This window comes from Kaistia hirudinis (genome assembly GCF_014196455.1).
Lineage (GTDB): Bacteria > Pseudomonadota > Alphaproteobacteria > Rhizobiales > Kaistiaceae > Kaistia > Kaistia hirudinis.
In genome coordinates this window covers 647,569-664,954 of the sequence record NZ_JACIDS010000003.1, presented here as the reverse complement: position 1 = coordinate 664,954, position 17,386 = coordinate 647,569, and the positions used below count along the sequence as shown (strand labels likewise).

Here is a 17,386-nt window from a genome sequence, read left to right as displayed (position 1 = left end):
CGAAGGCCTGTTCAGCGGGCAAAGAGGAAATCGAGTTCGCGATAGTCGGGCAGCGTCCGGTCGATCGCGGCGCCGTCCCGGACGACCGTGCGGTCGGCTTGCGGGCGCGAAAGCAGCTCGGTCCAGCTCCGCGCGCGGAACAACACCAGATCGGCCTTGCCGCCGACCGCGATCCGGCCGTGCTCCGGCCTCCGCAGGACGGAGGCGGGCGTGGTCGTGACCACTTCCGGCGCCAGGTCGATCGGATGATCGAGTTGCAGGATGCGGACGGCCTCGCGATAGACTTCGAGCGCGTCGAGATCGCCATAGGCGTAAAAGGGATCGCGCGTGTTGTCGGAGGCGACGGCAACGCGGATGCCGCGCGCACGCATCTCATGCAGCAGCGTGACGCCGCGCCAGCGCGGCGTGCGGCCGCGATGACGATCCTGCAGATACATATTGCACATGGGCAGCGAGACGACGGAAAGCGCAGCCGCGGCGACGAGATCCATCGTCCGGTCGGCCTCGGCCTCCTCCTGCCGCGCCAGCGAACAGCAATGCCCGACGACCACCTCGCCCTCGAACTCGGTCTCGAGCGCGACCTCGGCGATCACGGCGAGCGAACGCGCCGCCGGATCGGCCGTCTCGTCGACGTGGAGATCGATGTCGAGCCCGTTCTCGGAGGCGAGATAGAACAGCCGCTTCAGCCCCTCGCGCAGTTCCGGGATCATAAAGGTGACGCCGCCGAGCACGCCGCGATGCTCGACGATCGTGTTGGCGAGGCGCTCGGAAAACGCCGCGTCGAGATAGCGGTCGATCGGCGTCAGGCCGACGCCCTGGAGCTCGACCTTGCCGGCCCATTTCTCGCGCATCTCGGAAAAGACAGGCCACGAGGCCGGGAACTGCGGCGGCACGCTGTCGATATGCGTGCGGATCAGCGAGGTGCCATGCGCATAGGCGCAGCGGATCGCGAAATCCATGCGGGCGCGCACGTCGTCCGCCGACCAATTGGCGTCGCGGTCGGCCTCGACGGCGGCCAGCGCGCCGGGAAACGTGCCATCGGGATTGTGCGCCCGCGGCAGGATATGGCCCTTGTCGAGATGGGTGTGCATGTCGACGAAGGTCGGCCAGACCTGGCCGTGATCCATGTCGAATGCCGCGATGCCGCCGACCGAACCGGCCGGACGGAGCGCCTCGATCACACCATCGGTGACGACGATATCGGCGCGGATCAGCCCCTCGCCGACATCCTGCCCCTCATAGCCCTGCACCACCGCCTGCGGCAGCGTGGCATTGGCGAGCACATAGCGCCCGCCCCGCGGAAGCGCCGCGAATCCCGTGCCCATGCTCAATTCTCCCGCCGGATGGCGCTCTCGTGCCAGCGCCGCAGCATCAGATGTGAAATGAGGCTGGTCGCGCCGTAGATCGCGACGCCGGTGGCGCACAGCAGCAGCAGCGCCGCGAACAGGCGCGGAATGTTGAGGCGATACTGCGATTCGAGCAGGCGGAAGGCGAGGCCGGATCCGGCGCCGGCCGATCCGGCGGCGAACTCCGCGACCACGGCCGCGATCAGCGCCAGGCCGCCGGCAATGCGCAGGCCGGCCAGGAAATAGGGCAGCGCCGCAGGCAGCTTCAGCAGGAACAGCGTCTGCAGCGGCGAGGCGCCATAGAGCTCGAACAGGTTGAGCAGGTTGTGATCCGTGCTCTTGAGGCCCTGCGTCGTGTTGGACAATACCGGGAAGAAGGCGACGATCCAGGCGCAGACAAGCAGCGCAACCTGGGTCGACGGAGCATAGATCAGGATCAGCGGCGCGATCGCGACGATCGGTGTCACCTGCAGGATGACCATATAGGGCGAAATGGCGAGCTCGATCCATTTCGACTGCACCAGGAGGACGGCGAGGACGACGCCGCCGACGAGCGCGATGGCGAGCGCGGCAAAGGTGATCTTCAGCGTCACGAGCAGGGCCGCACCGAGGATCGGCCAATCATTGACGAGCGACTGCGCGACGAGGGCTGGGCTCGGCAGGATGTATTTGGGGATGTTGTAGGCCTGGACATACCAGGCCCAGAGCCCGACCAGCGCCGCGAGCATCACCAGCGGCACGATGACCCGCAAGACCCGCTCGCCCGAGAGGGAAACCGCCGGCGCGGCGTTCTCGGCAGCGGCCGGCACCGCGCCGCTCTGATCCAGCTGACTCATAGGTGGTCGTTCGCTCCGATGGCCGAGAGCAGCGACTGCGACGCCCGGCGGCAGAATTCGCCATATTCCAGCGAGGTGCGGAAGGCCACGCCGCGCGGATGCGGCGCGTCGACTTCCATTTCATCGATGACGCGGCCGGGTCGGGCCGCCATGACGACGATCCGGCTCGACAGATAGACAGATTCGAACACCGAATGGGTCACGAACACGACGGTCCAGCCGAACTGCTCCCAAAGGCGCAGAAGGTCGTCATTGAGCTTTTGCCGCGTGATCTCGTCGAGCGCGGCGAAGGGCTCGTCCATCAGCAGGACGCGGGGGCGGGTCACCAGAGCGCGCGCGATCGAGACGCGCATCTTCATGCCGCCGGAGAGCTCGCGCGGATAGGAGTCGGCGAACTTGTCGAGGCCGACCATCTCGAGCGCCGACATGACGCGCTCGCGCGCCGCGGCCTTCGAGACGCCGTGCAGCCGCAGCGGCAGCCAGACATTCTTGTAGACGGTGGCCCAGGGCATCAGCGTCGGCTCCTGGAACACGAAGCCGATCTCGCGCTCCGGCTTGCCGGACGCATCATGCGGCATGGTCGGCCATTCGACCCGCCCGGTCGAGGCATCGCCGAGCCCGGCCATGATCCTGAGCGCCGTGGACTTGCCGCAGCCCGACGGGCCGAGCAGGCTGACGAACTCGCCTTCGCCGATCGTCAGCGACATGTCCTTGAGGGCGATCGTCCCGTTCGAGAAGGTTTTGGAAACATGCTCGAGCCGGACGATCGGCTTCCCGGACGGTGCGACCGCGTTCATGCTCACTGCCGAAGACACAGAGAAAAACCCTCGCAAGGCCGCGCGCGGCCGAAGAAAGACGGCGCCGCCCGCCGGTGACCGGCAGGCGGCGCGCCCATATTGCACTACTTCTTCAGTTCCTTGCCGACGCCCTTGCAGACGAATTCGGTCGAATAGACGGGCGCCAGGTCGAGCCCGGCCTTGACGACGCCGGCCTTGACCATCTTGCCGTAGAAGGACTCGATGTGTTCCTTCGTCAGGCAGCCGATGCCGCCCTTCTCCGCCTCGCCGGAATCGACGATGCCATACTCCTTCATCGTCGCGATGGAGAAGGCGATCTGCTCATCCGTCATCTCCGGATTGTCTTTCTTGATCAGATCGTTGGCGGCCTTGTTGTCGCCGTAGAGATAATTGTACCAGCCGATGATCGACGCCTCGACGAAGCGCTTCACCACGTCCGGATTGGACTTGAGATAGTCCTGCGTGGTCTCGATCAGCGTCGAATAGGTGTCGAAGCCGCTGTCGGCCAGAAGGAAGAGCTTCGGCTTGAAGCCGCCCTGCTTCTCGATCTCGAAAGGCTCGGACGTGATGTAGCCCTGCTGCGCCGACTGCTTGTCCGCCAGGAACGGCGCCGGATTGAAGGTGTAGGGCTTGTACTGTTCGTCGGTGAAGCCGGGATAGGCCGACTTCATCCACTGGAAATAGGACGCATAGCCGTCCTTGCCCATGAAGATGGTCGGCAGCTTGGCGAGATCCTCGAACTTCTCGATTCCCGTATCGGGATGGGCGATGAGGACCTGCGGCTCCTTCTGGAAGATCGCCGCGACCTCGACGAGCGGAATGCCCTCCTGCGCGGCCGAGAACGGCTCCAGCAGATTGCCGGCCATGAAGAACTGCGTCTTGCCGGCCAGCATCAGCGCGCGGTTGGCCGCCTGCGGCCCGCCCTGAACGATCGTGACCTTGAGGCCGTATTTCTCATAGGTGCCATCGGCAACGGCTTGATAGAAGCCGCCATGCTCCGCCTGCGCGAGCCAGTTGGTGCCGAAGCTCACCTCGTCGAGCGCCATCGCCTGACCGGCCGCGAAAAGCGCAAATGCGCCCGCCACCGCCGCCAATGCCCCGTTTTTCGTCCGTCCCATTCTTATGTCCCTCTCTTCGACGCCGCGTTCCGGTCCTGCCCGTCCCGCATCCAGGCAGCCGCCGCGGACGCCGTTCGCTCGCAAGACGTGTGCCACCGGATTGTGCGCCATCGGCCTCGCCATCGCGGCGCCGCAGAGCTCTCCCGTGCCATCATCAGCCAATCTAGGGGATGGCTTTTGCCTAGTATAGAGGCAAATCACGACTCCACCCCAGCGCACTGCGACAGATTGCCTATTGGCTGTGCGACACGCGGCGCGGTGCTCTTGCGGCCCGCGCCAGGCGCTTCTAGCCTCGCCCGACCACGCAGAAAGGCATCGTCCATGTCCAACCGGCCCGTCACGCCTTCCGACATCCGCCCACCCTTCGGCCGCTATAGCCATGGCGTCGAGGTGCCTTCCGGGAGCCGTTTCGTCTATACGTCCGGGCAGCTCGGCGTCCGGGCCGACGACACGGTTCCCGAGAGCGTCGAGGAACAGGCGGAAATCTGCTTCGAGGCGATCCGCAGCATTCTGGCGGCCGGCGGCATGGACATGGCGGACATCGTCCGCCTCTCCGCCTTCGTGACGAAGCGCGAGGACATGCGCCGCTATATGAGCGTGCGCGACCGCTATGTGAGCGACCCCCTGCCCGCCTCCACGCTCTATATCGTCTCCGGCTTCACGAGGCCGGAATTTCTGGTCGAGGTCGAGGCGGTGGCGGCGCGGCGCGACTGACGGCGCGCCACGGGCCGCGCGCGAACAGGAGCGTCTCGAACGCGCGCATCGCCGCCGTCGCATGGCGCTCGCGGTGGCGGATCATGGCGAGCGTGCGCCGCGTCAGGCCGAGATCCGCGCGGATCACCCGTCCGGCATCGATCGCCGCAGCGGCGGCCGATACAGAGAGCGCCGCGACGCAGGTGCCGCCTTCAAGGGCCGACAGCACCGCTTCGTTGGACGGGAGTTCGAGCGCCACGTCGAGCTGGCCGATCGATAGTCCGACGGACTGAAGATACTGCTCGAAGGTCGCCCGCGTCCCGGACCCCTCCTCGCGCAGCACCCACCGCGCCGCCCTGATGTCATCGGCACCGAGGCCTTCTCGCTCAGCCCAAGGATGCCCCGGCCCGACGAGCGCGATCAGTTCGTCTTCAGCCACGGCGACGCGCTCGACCAGCGGCGAGGAAAACGGCCCCTCGATGAAGCCGAGCTCCACGCGCCCTTCGACGACGGCCTGACCGATCGTCTCCGTATTGCCTGTCAGAAGGCGGAGCGTGATCGCCGGATGCGCGTCATGGAATGCCATCAGCAGCTGCGGCAGGTGATAGCTGGCCGTGGTCTGGCTGGCGCCGATGATCAGCGCACCACGCGCCAGATTGCCGAGATCCGACAGCATGGCCTCGGCGGCCGCCGCCCGATCGAGGATCGCCCGCGCCTCGCCCAGGAAGAGCAGGCCGGCCTCGGTCAGCGCGATTCCCCGCCCGACACGGTCGAAGAGGCGCACCTGATGGCGATCCTCGAGCGCACGGATCGCGGCGCTGACCGCCGAAGGCGTCAGGTGCAGATGCTCGGCCGCGCGTGTGAGGTGTTCGCGCTCCGCGACGGCCAGGAAGATACGAAGTTGCTCGAGCGTCATGGGTTCATTCGCTTTGATCGAATGAAACATAGCACATTAGTCGATGGATCGAACGGTTTACCGGGAGGATAAGCGGCCTCATTCGATCCGGAGGCTGTCATGCCTGCATTCACTCTTTCTTCCCGGCCTTTGTCCCATCCCGGCCCCCTGGTGGGGGGCATCCTCGCGGCATGCGGCGTCGCCGTGCTCGCCAGCCTTGTCGCCGAGGCCGAGGGCGCGCTGTTCGGCCGTGTCTGGCTGGAGCCGCTCGTGCTCGCCATCCTTCTCGGCTCGCTCATCCGCACCAGCTTCCCGGAATCGGCTGCGCTCGAGCGCGGGATCGGCTTCAGCGCCAAGCTTCCGCTGGAACTCGCCATCGTGCTGCTCGGCCTTTCCGTCGACGGAACCGTGGTGGCCGGCGCGGGCGGCCGCCTGCTCGCCGGCGTCGCCGTCATCGTGCTCGCCTCCATCGGCGCGTCCTACGCGATCGGGCGCCTGCTGGGCCTCCGGCACGGCATGGCGATGCTGGTCGCAGCCGGCAATTCCATCTGCGGCAATTCCGCCATCGCCGCCGCGGCGCCGGTGATCGGCGCGGACGCGACGGAAGTCGCATCTTCGATCGCCTTCACCGCCGTCCTCGGCATCCTGACGGTCCTGCTCCTGCCCCTGCTCGTCCCCCTGCTCGGCCTCGTTCCGATCCAGTATGGCGTGGTCGCCGGCCTCTCCGTCTATGCGGTGCCGCAGGTGCTGGCGGCGACCGCGCCAATCGGGCTCGCCAGCGTGCAGATGGGGACGATCGTCAAGCTGCTGCGCGTCATGATGCTCGGCCCGGTCCTGCTCGGCCTCGCGCTGATCCACGGTCGCAGTGGTCCCCGCCTGCCCTTCGGCAAGCTCGTTCCCTGGTTCCTGCTCGGCTTCTTCGCGCTGGCGGCGCTCAGGACGCTCGGCGTCGTGCCGGACGCGGCGGCAAGCTTCGCACGGGCGGCCTCGACCGTGCTGACCGTCATCGCGATGGCCGGGCTCGGCCTTGGCGCGGACCTGCGGAGCCTCGCCAAGTCGGGCGGGCGGGTGGCGATCGCCGCCGCGCTTTCGCTGGGCGTGCTCATCCTCGCCAGCCTCGCCTTCGTTCGGATCGCCGGGTTTGCCTGAGAATGCGGCATGCCGAAACCTTGTAACTTTGCGGCGCCGGCCCTAGCGTCGGCCCGCAGATCAATGTTCCGAGAGTGGCATGCGATGACCGAACGGGTGTGGGTGAAGGATCCGATCGCGGTTCTGGCCGACGGCGCCGAACGCGGCGTCGTGGTCGAGGACGGGCGGATCGTCGAGCTTGTCGGCAAGGGCGCAGCGCCCGCCCACCCGGTGCATTCGGTGTTCGACGCCTCGCGCCACGTGGTGACGCCGGGCCTCGTCAACACGCATCACCACATGTTCCAGACGCTGACGCGCGCCCATCCGAAGGCGATCAACAAGGAGCTCTTTCCCTGGCTCCAGGCGCTCTTTCCGATCTGGGCTGGGAACGTCGACCCCGAGAATTTCCGCCTCGCCACGCGCCTTGCCTTGACCGAGCTGCTGATCTCGGGCTGCACCACAGCTTCGGACCACCAGTATCTGTTTCCGCCGGGCCTTGAATTCGCAATGGACATCCAGGCCGAGGAGGCGGCGAAGCTCGGCGTGCGCATGACGCTGACGCGCGGCTCGCTGAACCTCACCGCCGACGAGGGCGGCAATGCCGACCAGGGCGCGGTGCAGGATACCGACGTCATCCTCGCCGATTGCGAGCGCGTCATCGGCCGCTATCACGACGCGTCCGAGGGTTCGATGCTGCAGGTCGCGTTTGCGCCCTGCGCGCCGTTCAACGTCACCAAACGGCTGATGGTCGAGACGGCCGAACTGGCCGCGAAGTGCAATTGCCACATGCACACCCATCTCGGCGAGACGCGCGACGAGAACGTCTACTGCATGGAGCATTTCGGCTACCGGCCGGTCGATTATCTGGAGGAGGTCGGCTGGCTCAACGACCGCGTCTGGCTGGCGCACGGCATTCATTTCAACGACGACGAGATGGTTCGCCTCGGCAAGGCCGGCGTCGGCGTCTCGCATTGCCCGACCTCGAACATGGTCCTCGCCTCGGGCCAGTGCCGCACCAAGGAGCTGGAGGCGGCAGGCAGCCCGGTCGGGCTCGGCGTCGACGGCTCGGCGTCCAACGACAATTCCAACCTGATGGAAGCCGTGCGCCACGCGCTCATGATCGGCCGCCTCACCTATAATGCCGAGACGGTGACCCATTTCGACGCCTTCCGCTGGGCGACTGAAGGCTCCGCGCGCTGCCTCGGCCGCAGCGATATCGGCGCCATCGCCGTCGGCAAGCAGGCCGATCTCTCCTTCTTCACGCTGGACGAATTGCGCTTCTCGGGCGCCGGCGATCCGCTCGCCGCGCTCGTGCTCTGCGGCGCCTACAAGGCCGACCGCGTCATGGTGAAGGGCGCCTGGCGGATCGAGGACGGCGTACCGCCGGGCGTCGACCTCGCCGAACTGCGCTACGAGCATGGCCGCGTGGCGAAGAAGTTCCTGGAGAGCGTCTAGGTTCGATCAGGCGATCTGCACGCAGTTCGGGTCCTGCGCTGCACATCGTCCCCATCCTTGCCGCACATATGGTCTTGCCCGGCAAGGCGCGACGATATCTTGTCGCTAGCCGGGCATCGATGAGGATGGGAATGGCGGAGCGGCGCTGGATCAAGGACCCGATCGCGGCTTTGGCTGTGGGAGCCGAGCGCGGTGTCGTCGTCGAGGACGGGCGCATCGTCGAGCTGGTGCCCTCGGGCGCCGAGCCCGCCCATCCGGTGCATGCGGTGTTCGACGCCTCGCGCCATGTGGTGACGCCCGGCCTCGTCAATACGCATCACCACTTCTTCCAGACGATGACGCGGGCCCATCCCAAGGCGATCAACAAGTCGCTCTGGCCGTGGATCACCTCGATCTACCCGGTCTGGACGCGGCACGTGAACGCGGAGAATTTCCGCCTCGCCGCGCGGCTCTCGATGACCGAGCTGCTGATGTCCGGCTGCACCTGTGCCTCCGACCACCACTACCTCTTTCCCTCCGGCCTCGAAAACGCGATGGACATCGAGGCGGAGGAGGCGGAAGCGCTGGGCCTTCGCATGACGCTCACCCGCGGCGCGCTCGACCTCTCGGGCGGCGAGGACAGCCAGGCGGTGGCGCCGGGCGGTGCGATCCAGGACGACGACGTCATCCTCGCCGATTGCGAGCAGGTGATCGCGCGCTATCACGACCGCGCCGACGGGGCGATGACGCGCGTCGCGCTCGCGCCGAACGCGCCCTTCGACGTCACCAAGCACCTGATGCGCGAGACGGCCGCGCTTGCCGAGAAGCATGATTGCCGCCTGCACACCCATCTCGTCGAAACCGCGCAGGAAGCGGCCTTCGCCCGCTCGACGCATGGCATGACGGCGGCCGACTATCTCGAAGATTGCGGCTGGCTGACGAACCGGACCTGGCTCGCGCATGGCATCTATTTCGACGATGATGAGGTGGCAAAGCTCGGCCGGCACGGCGTCGGCGTCTGCCATTGCCCGACCTCGAACATGGTCCTCGCTTCGGGCCTTTGCCGCACCAAGGAGCTGGAGGCCGCCGGTGTTCCGGTCGGGCTCGGCGTCGATGGTTCGGCCTCGAACGACAATTCCAACCTGATGGAAGCCGTCCGCCACGCGCTGATGCTCGGGCGGCTCAAATATAACGCCGAGACGGTCACCCATCTCGATGCGCTGCGCTGGGCGACGGAAGGCTCGGCGCGCTGCCTCGGCCGCGACGACATCGGCACCATTGCGGTCGGCAAGCAGGCGGACCTCGCCTTCTGGTCGCTCGACGACCTCCGCTTCTCCGGCGCCGGCGATCCGATCGCCGCCCTCGTGCTCTGCGGCGCCCATGCGGCCGATCGCGTCATGGTCAAGGGCGAATGGCGGGTCGAGAATGGCCAGCCTGTCGGCGTCGACCTCGCAAAGCTGCGTCACGAGCACGGCGAGGCGGCGAAGGCGTTTCTCGAGGCGATCTAGGTTCCACTGTTGAGGCTGATGCGATGACCCTCCCCCGCCCCTACTGGCACGAAATGCAGGCTCCCGACTTTCTCGATCCGTCGACGAAGGACTGGATCGCGGTGCTCCCGGTCTGCGCGATCGAGCAGCATGGGCCGCATCTGCCCGTATATACCGATCACTGCATCGGCGAGGGCATGGTGAAGCGGGCGGTCGAGCTGCTTCCCGCCGGCCTGCCGGCGACGTTCCTGCCGATCCAGCCGATCGGCAAGTCGAACGAGCACATCTCCTCGCCCGGCACGATCACCTTCTCCTGGGAAACGGCGATCCGCATCTGGACCGAGATCGCGGATTCGATTGCGCGGGCCGGCGTGCGGAAGCTGGTGATCGTCACCTCGCATGGCGGCAATGTCGCTATCGCCGACATCCTCGCCCGCGAACTCCGGATCAAGCACGACATGATGGTCGTCTCGACAGGCTGGGCCGGCGTCGGCGAGCCGACCGGTCTCGTCGAGCCGCGCGAGAAGCTCTACGGCATCCATGGCGGCGACGACGAGACGTCGATCATGCTGCATCTGCGACCCGATCTCGTGAAGATGGAGCTCGCCGAGGACTTCCATTCCGCCCAGCTCGATCTCCTCAAGGAATTCAAGCATCTGCGCTTCCACCAGGCCGCGGCGCGGATCGGCTGGAAGGCGCAGGACCTCAATCCGAAAGGCGCGGTCGGCAATGCGGCGCGGGCGACAGCCGAGCGTGGCCGGCAGATCGTCGACTATCAGGCGCGGCTCTTCGTCGAGCTTCTCGAAGAGATGCACCGATTCGACATCGACCGGCTCTGGCGCCCGGCGCGCTGACGCGCGAAAAAGCCGCCGCCGATCCGCTTGAGCCGCGCCGCCGGACCGATAAAGTGAAGTCCGGCGGGGGGCTGGCGACAGAGGCCGCGTAGCCCGGGGGCGGCGTTGGTCGACATTGTCATCACCGAGTTCATGCACAAGCAGTCGGTCGCGGATCTCGCGCGCGACTTCGAGGTGCATTACGAGCCGACGCTCGGCATGGACCCGGTGGCGCTCAGGAAATTCCTGCGCGGCGCGCTGGCGCTGGTGATCCGCGACCGCACGGTGATTGACGTGCCGCTGATCGCCCAGGCCTACCAGCTCCGCGTCGTTGCGCAGGTGGGGCTGCCCTCCGACAATATCGACATGGGGAGCTGCGACGCCCACGGGATCGCGGTGGTCCGCACGCCGGATGCCATGGCCGATGCCGTCGGCGAATATGTTATCGCCGCCGCGCTGGTACTGACGCGCGGCGTCTTCTTCTCGAACCGCGACATGCTGACGGGCCAGTGGCCGCGCGGCCTCCTGATGGGACGCGAGATCGGCGGGCGAACGCTCGGTCTCGTCGGCCTCGATTTCGGCGCGCGGAGCGCTGCGGCGCGGGCGCGGGCGCTCGGCATGAGCGTGATCGGCTGGGACCCTCTGCTGAAGGACAGCCATCCCGTCTGGCAGGATATCGAGCGCCGGGAATTCGACGACGTCCTCGCCAGCGCCGACGTCGTCAGCGTACACCTCCCGCCGCGCCGCGAGCTGCAGGGCAAGCTCGGCACGCTCGCGCTCAACCGGATCAAGGCCGGCGCGGTGCTGATCGCGGTCGGCGCCTCCGGCGTCGTCGACGAGGCGGCGGTCGCCAACATGCTCTCCGTTGGCAAGCTGCGCGGCGCCGCGCTCGACGGCTTCGTGACCGAGCCGCTGACCATCGAGACGGCAGCGGTCTTTGCCGGCGTGCCCAACCTGATCCTCACGCCCCGTGTCGCCGATCTGACGCTCGAATCGCACCTGCGATCTTCCGAGGCCGTGGTCGAGAAAATCCGAAGCGCTTTGAAACGCTGACCAAGCGGACAAGATTCGCTCTTGCTTTCGTGCCTCGCCTCGGCTCGATTGGAGTTAAGTCACCGGCGAGCGGCCCAATCGACAAGAGATCGCACCGGGGCGACATGCAGAAGCGCGCGACGCTGCGCTGAAGGGGAGTTCAGTGATGAAGATTGTTTCCCGCCTCCTGGCGGCGACCGTTCTCATGGGCGGCCTTGCGGTCGCGGCCGAAGCCAAGACACTGGTCTATTGCGCCGAGGGCAGCCCCGAAAACTTCAATCCGCAGATCAATACGACCGGAACGTCGCTCGATGCGGCCCGTCCGGCCTATAACCAGCTCGTCCAGTTCGAGCCCGGCACGACCAATGTCGTTCCCGCGCTCGCGGAGAGCTGGGACGTGTCGCCGGACGGCACGGTGGTCACGTTCCACCTGCGCAAGGGCGTCAAGTTCCACTCGACCAAGACGTTCACGCCGACCCGCGATTTCAACGCGGACGACGTGATCTTCTCGTTCGATCGTCAGTGGAAGAAGGACAATCCCTATCACGACGTTTCGGGCGGCGCGTATGACTACTTCAACGACATGGGCATGCCGGACCTGCTGAAGTCGATCGACAAGATCGACGACTACACGGTCAAGTTCACGCTGACCCGTCCGGAAGCGCCGTTCCTCGCCAATCTGGCGATGGATTTCGCGACCATCCTGTCGGCCGAATATGCCGACGCGATGCTGAAGGCCGGCACGCCCGAGCAGGTCGACCAGGTGCCCGTCGGCACCGGCCCGTTCGAATTCGTCGCCTATCAGAAGGACGCGGTGATCCGTTTCAAGGCCTTCCCCGAATATTGGGGTGGTCAGCCGAAGATCGACCTGGTTTTCGCGATCACCAAGGATCCGACGGCCCGCTGGGCCAAGGTGCAGAATGGCGAATGCCACATCATGCCCTATCCGAACCCAGCCGATCTCGAGGCGATCGGCAAGGATCCCAATGTCGACCTGATGCAGCAGCCGGGCCTCAATATCGGCTATCTCGCCTTCAACGTGACCAAGAAGCCGTTCGACGACAAGCGCGTGCGCCTCGCCGTCACCTATGCGATCGACAAGGCGGCGATCCTGAAGGACGTTTATCTCGGCGCCGGCCAGCCGGCCAAGAACCTGATCCCGCCGACCATCTGGGGCTATAACGACGCGATCGTCGACTATCCGCACGATGTCGAGAAGGCCAAGGAACTGCTCAAGGAGGCCGGCCTCGAGAACGGCTTCGAGTCCGACATCTGGTGGATGCCGGTTCAGCGGCCGTACAATCCGAACGCCAAGCGCGTCGCCGAGATCATCCAGTCGGACCTCGAGAAGCTGAACATCAAGACGAACCTCGTCTCCTATGAATGGGGCGAGTATCGCAAGCGGCTTCAGGCGGGCGAGCACCAGATGGGCCAGCTCGGCTGGACCGGCGACAATGGCGATCCCGACAATTTCTTCTTCCTGCTCGGCTGCGAGGCCGCGCGTGAAGGCGGGCAGAACCTCGCCAAATGGTGCAACAAGGACTTCGACGACAAGCTGAAGAAGGCACGCGCCAGCTTCGACAAGGCCGAGCGCACCAAGCTCTATGAAGAGATGCAGGTGATCCAGCACGACGAGGTGCCGGTGTTCACCATCGCGCATTCGGTGGTGTTCGAGCCGGTGCGCAAGGAGGTCGTGGGCTACAAGGTCAGCCCGCTCGGCCGGCATGAATTCACCGATGTCGATCTGAAATAGGCCTCTCGCAAAGCCGGGAGATTGCGGGCCACGCCTGCGCTCTCCCGGCGATGCCGGACCAGGCGCCGCGCCCTGGCGCGCCGCCCACCACGGGTCCCCTCATGTTCAGCTTCGTCGTCCGGCGCATCCTGCTGGTCATCCCGACCTTCATCGCGATCGCCTTCCTGACCTTCGTCGCCATCCGTCTCGTTCCCGGTGACCCGATCGAGGTGCGGACCGGCGAGCGGGGCATATCGCCCGAGCGTCTCGCCTATTTCCGCCACGAGCTCGGCCTCGACCAGCCGGTCTGGAAGCAGTTCCTCGACTATCTCTGGCAGCTCGCCCATGGCGATTTCGGCACGTCGCTGTCGACCCATGCGCCGGTGCTGACCGAATTCACGACGCTGTTTCCGGCGACGCTCGAACTGGCGCTCTCGGCCATGATCTTCGCGGTCGTGCTCGGCGTTCCCGCGGGCGTGATCGCGGCGACGCGGCGCGGCACCTTCGTCGATTATTCGCTGATGGGCGTCGCACTCACCGGCTTCTCCATGCCGATCTTCTGGTGGGGCCTGCTGCTCATCCTGTTTTTCTCGGTGACGCTCGGCTGGACCCCGGTCTCGGGCCGCATCGACCTGCTCTATTATTTCGAGCCCACGACCGGCTTCATGCTGATCGATAGCTGGCTCTCGGGCGAGGACGGCGCCTTCGCCTCGGCGGTGTCGCATCTCATCCTGCCCACCGTCGTGCTCGGCACGATCCCGCTCGCGACGATCGCGCGCATGACCCGCTCGACCATGCTGGAGGTGCTCGGCGAGGACTATGTCCGCACGGCGCGCGCCAAGGGCCTCTCGCCGTTCCGCGTCATCGGCATCCATGCGCTGCGCAACGCGCTCATTCCCGTCGTCACCGTGATCGGCCTGCAGGTCGGCATGCTGATGGCTGGCGCCGTGCTGACCGAATACATCTTCTCCTGGCCCGGCATCGGCACCTGGCTGATCGAATCGATCCAGCGCCGCGATTATCCCGTGCTGCAGGGCGGCATCCTGCTGGTCTCCGGCATCGTCATCCTGATCAACATCCTGGTCGACCTGCTCTACGGCGTGCTCAATCCGAGGATCCGCCATGCCCGCTGACCGGACCGCACCCGCCGTCATGGCGCCGCCCGGCGCCTTCGCCTCGTTCGTGCGCGCCTTCGCCGAGAACCGGGCGGCCGTCGCCGGCTTCTTCATCCTGGCGCTGCTCGTCTTCGTCGCGATCTTCGCCAATTTCCTTGCGCCCCATAGCCCTGTCGAGCAGTTCCGCGATTTCGTGCGCATCCCGCCGATGTGGCAGGAGGGCGGCAATCCCGCCTTCCCGCTCGGCACCGACGAGGTCGGCCGCGACATGCTCTCGCGGCTGATGTTCGGCGCGCGGCTGTCGCTTTTCATCGGCCTCGCGGTCGTTGCCGCCTCCATGGTCTTCGGCATCGTGCTCGGTCTGGTCGCCGCCTTCTTCACCGGCTGGCCTTCGATCCTGATCATGCGGGCGATGGACGTGATCCTGTCCGTGCCGAGCCTGCTGCTCGCCATCGTGATCGTCGCGGTGATCGGCCCGAGCCTCACCAACACGATCGTGGCGATCACGGTCGTCTATCTGCCGAACTATGTGCGCCTCGTGCGGGCATCGGCGCTGACCGAGAAATCGCGCGACTATGTCACCGCGGCCCGCGTCGCCGGCGCCGGCACGTTCCACATCATGTTCCGCACCGTGCTGCCCAATTGCATGGCGCCGATCATCGTCCAGGCGGCACTCACCATCTCGAACGCGATTCTCGAGGCCGCGGCGCTCGGTTTTCTCGGCCTCGGCGCACAGCCGCCCTCGCCCGAATGGGGCGCCATGCTCGCCTCGGCGCGCGAATTCCTGCAGAGCGCGTCCTGGATCGTCACCGAGCCGGGCCTGGCCATCCTGATCACCGTGATCGCGATCAACCTCGTCGGCGACGGCCTGCGCGACGCACTCGATCCCAAGATGCGGAGGAGTTGAGCCATGGCGCTCCTTGAGATCGAGGACCTCACGGTCGAGTTCCGCACCGCCTCCGGCCTGTTTCGCGCCGTCGACGGCGTCTCGCTCAGCGTCGATGCCGGCGAGATCCTCGCCATTGTCGGCGAATCCGGCTCCGGGAAGTCGGTCGCCATGCTCGCCGTGATGGGGCTGCTGCCCTGGTCGGCGAAGGTCTCTGCCCGGCGCCTCGTCTTCGACGGCAACGACATCGCGCATCTGTCGGCGCGCGAGCGGCGCAGGATCGTCGGCAAGGACATGGCGATGATCTTCCAGGAGCCGATGTCGAGCCTCAATCCGTGCTTCACGGTCGGCTTCCAGATCGGCGAGACGCTGAAGGCCCATCTCGGCCTTTCCCGGAGCGAGCGCCGCGCACGCTCGATCGAACTGCTCGCCGCCGTCGGCATCCCCGATCCCGAGCGGCGGCTTTCCGCCTTCCCTCACCAGCTTTCGGGCGGCATGAGCCAGCGCGTCATGATCGCCATCGCGATCGCCTGCCAGCCGAAGCTGATCATCGCCGACGAGCCGACCACGGCGCTCGACGTGACGATCCAGGCGCAGATCCTCGAATTGCTGATCGCTTTGCAGCGCGAGACCGGCATGGGGCTCGTGCTGATCACGCATGACATGGGCGTCGTCGCCGAAACGGCGCAACGCGTCTCGGTGCATTATGCCGGGCAGAAGGTCGAGGAACAGGCCGTGCGCGACCTCTTCGCCGACCCGCACCATCCCTATACGGCGGCGCTGCTCGCCGCGCTGCCGGAGCGCTCGACCGGGCGGCACCTTCCCTCGATCCCGGGCGTCGTGCCCGGACAGTTCGACCGCCCGCCCGCCTGCCTGTTCGAGCCGCGCTGCCGCTTCGCCACCGCACGCTGCCGCGACAAGGCGCCGCCGCGCCAAGGCGCGCTCGCCGGCTTCGCGCTCTGCCACTACCCGCTCACCCATGGGCGGCCGATCGGCCACCCCAACCCGGCGGGCCGCGAGGTGGCGGCATGAATGCGACGGTCCTGGAAGCGAGCCATCTCGCCCGCCATTATCGCGTCAGCCGCGGCGCCTTCGCCCCGACCGCGACCGTCAAAGGCCTTGCCGACGCGTCTTTCAGGCTGGAAGCCGGGCGCACGCTCGCGATCGTCGGCGAATCCGGCTGCGGCAAGTCGACGCTCGCCCGCCTCGTCGCCATGATCGAGCCCCCGACATCGGGACGGCTCGACATCGGCGGCGTCGATATCGGCACGGCGGACAAATCAGCGCTGCGCGCGCTGCGCACCGACGTCCAGATCGTGTTCCAGAACCCCTATGGCTCGCTCAATCCGCGCCAGACCATCCTCGATGCGCTGACGGAGCCGCTCGCGCTCAACGGCCGCGGCGGCAACGCCGCCGCGCGGCGCGAGGCGGCCCGCGCGATGCTCCAGCGCGTCGGGCTGCGGCCCGAGCATGCCGACCGCTACCCGCACATGTTCTCGGGCGGACAGCGCCAGCGCATCGCCATCGCGCGCGCCCTGATGCTGCAGCCGAAGATCCTCGTCCTCGACGAGCCTGTCTCCGCGCTCGACCTCTCGGTCCAGGCTCAGGTGCTGAACCTCCTCGTCGACCTGCAGCAGAGCTTCGGCCTCGCCTATCTCTTCATCAGCCATTCCCTGTCGGTCGTCCGCCACATGGCCGACGAGGTCGCGGTCATGTATCTCGGCCGCATCGTCGAGCAGGCACCGCGCGACGCCCTCTTCGACAATCCGCTGCATCCCTATACGCAGGCCCTGCTTTCGGCGACGCCGGTCGCCGACCCGGAGCGGCCGCGCGAGCGCATCCGCCTCACGGGCGAACTGCCGTCTCCGTTCAATCCCCCCGCCGGCTGCGCCTTCAACCCACGCTGCCCGCTCGCTTTCGACCGCTGCCGACGCGAACGGCCGGAACTCGAAATACACGGCGAGACGCTGGTCGCGTGCTGGGCGGCGAACGAGGCGATGAGCGGGCGAACATTGTAACGGCCCCCGTGCAAATCGGCGCGTCATCGCCTATAT

At 66.7% G+C, this 17,386-nt stretch carries 16 protein-coding genes; 11 read left to right on the top strand and 5 right to left on the bottom strand.

Annotated features, from left to right (window positions below):
- Positions 1–11: 11 nt before the first annotated feature.
- The 4 genes from GGR25_RS13100 to GGR25_RS13085 form a co-directional block, all read right to left on the bottom strand.
- Positions 12–1,325: a cytosine deaminase gene (locus GGR25_RS13100; RefSeq protein ID WP_183399219.1), complete on the bottom strand. Its 1,314-nt coding sequence runs from the start codon at positions 1,323–1,325 to the stop codon at positions 12–14.
- A 2-nt stretch (positions 1,326–1,327) separates the two neighbouring features.
- Positions 1,328–2,182: an ABC transporter permease gene (locus GGR25_RS13095; protein ID WP_183399218.1), complete on the bottom strand. Its 855-nt coding sequence runs from the start codon at positions 2,180–2,182 to the stop codon at positions 1,328–1,330.
- Entirely contained in the window at positions 2,179–2,979 is an 801-nt protein-coding gene (locus GGR25_RS13090) for an ABC transporter ATP-binding protein (RefSeq protein WP_183399217.1), read from the bottom strand. Before GGR25_RS13090 ends, GGR25_RS13095 begins: the two co-directional genes overlap by 4 nt.
- Before the next feature lie 104 nt (positions 2,980–3,083).
- Positions 3,084–4,097, bottom strand: coding sequence for an ABC transporter substrate-binding protein (locus GGR25_RS13085; protein WP_183399216.1), 1,014 nt, complete (start codon positions 4,095–4,097; stop codon positions 3,084–3,086).
- 321 nt (positions 4,098–4,418) lie between these two features.
- Here GGR25_RS13085 and GGR25_RS13080 point away from each other — a divergent pair, with 321 nt between their 5' ends.
- On the top strand, positions 4,419–4,811 hold the full coding sequence (locus GGR25_RS13080; protein WP_183399215.1) for a RidA family protein: 393 nt from the start codon (positions 4,419–4,421) through the stop codon (positions 4,809–4,811).
- On the opposite strand, the gene GGR25_RS13075 is transcribed toward GGR25_RS13080, so the two are convergent.
- Complete coding sequence (locus GGR25_RS13075) at positions 4,756–5,706, bottom strand: LysR family transcriptional regulator (protein WP_183399214.1); 951 nt, start codon at positions 5,704–5,706, stop codon at positions 4,756–4,758. The genes GGR25_RS13080 and GGR25_RS13075 overlap by 56 nt on opposite strands.
- A 99-nt stretch (positions 5,707–5,805) precedes the next feature.
- Here GGR25_RS13075 and GGR25_RS13070 point away from each other — a divergent pair, with 99 nt between their 5' ends.
- The 10 genes from GGR25_RS13070 (at position 5,806) to GGR25_RS13025 (ending at position 17,350) form a co-directional block, all read left to right on the top strand.
- Positions 5,806–6,834: a YeiH family protein gene (locus GGR25_RS13070; RefSeq protein WP_183399213.1), complete on the top strand. Its 1,029-nt coding sequence runs from the start codon at positions 5,806–5,808 to the stop codon at positions 6,832–6,834.
- An 84-nt stretch (positions 6,835–6,918) separates the two neighbouring features.
- Positions 6,919–8,268, top strand: coding sequence for an 8-oxoguanine deaminase (locus tag GGR25_RS13065; protein ID WP_183399212.1), 1,350 nt, complete (start codon positions 6,919–6,921; stop codon positions 8,266–8,268).
- A gap of 131 nt (positions 8,269–8,399) precedes the next feature.
- Positions 8,400–9,755, top strand: a complete 1,356-nt coding sequence (locus GGR25_RS13060; RefSeq protein WP_183399211.1) for an 8-oxoguanine deaminase — start codon at positions 8,400–8,402, stop codon at positions 9,753–9,755.
- A gap of 23 nt (positions 9,756–9,778) precedes the next feature.
- Positions 9,779–10,588 (top strand): creatininase family protein, encoded by an 810-nt coding sequence (locus tag GGR25_RS13055; protein WP_246409611.1) that lies wholly within the window; start codon positions 9,779–9,781, stop codon positions 10,586–10,588.
- 105 nt (positions 10,589–10,693) lie between these two features.
- Positions 10,694–11,620, top strand: a complete 927-nt coding sequence (locus GGR25_RS13050) for an NAD(P)-dependent oxidoreductase (protein WP_183399210.1) — start codon at positions 10,694–10,696, stop codon at positions 11,618–11,620.
- A 145-nt stretch (positions 11,621–11,765) separates the two neighbouring features.
- Positions 11,766–13,352, top strand: coding sequence for an ABC transporter substrate-binding protein (locus GGR25_RS13045; protein ID WP_183399209.1), 1,587 nt, complete (start codon positions 11,766–11,768; stop codon positions 13,350–13,352).
- Positions 13,353–13,453: 101 nt separating this feature from the next.
- Entirely contained in the window at positions 13,454–14,464 is a 1,011-nt protein-coding gene (locus tag GGR25_RS13040; protein WP_183399208.1) for an ABC transporter permease subunit, read from the top strand.
- Entirely contained in the window at positions 14,454–15,353 is a 900-nt protein-coding gene (locus tag GGR25_RS13035) for an ABC transporter permease subunit (RefSeq protein WP_183399207.1), read from the top strand. Before GGR25_RS13040 ends, GGR25_RS13035 begins: the two co-directional genes overlap by 11 nt.
- Positions 15,354–15,356: 3 nt before the next feature.
- Entirely contained in the window at positions 15,357–16,364 is a 1,008-nt protein-coding gene (locus GGR25_RS13030; RefSeq protein ID WP_183399206.1) for an ABC transporter ATP-binding protein, read from the top strand.
- Entirely contained in the window at positions 16,361–17,350 is a 990-nt protein-coding gene (locus GGR25_RS13025; protein ID WP_183399205.1) for an ABC transporter ATP-binding protein, read from the top strand. The genes GGR25_RS13030 and GGR25_RS13025 overlap by 4 nt, the downstream gene beginning before the upstream one ends.
- The last annotated feature ends 36 nt before the right edge of the window (positions 17,351–17,386 follow it).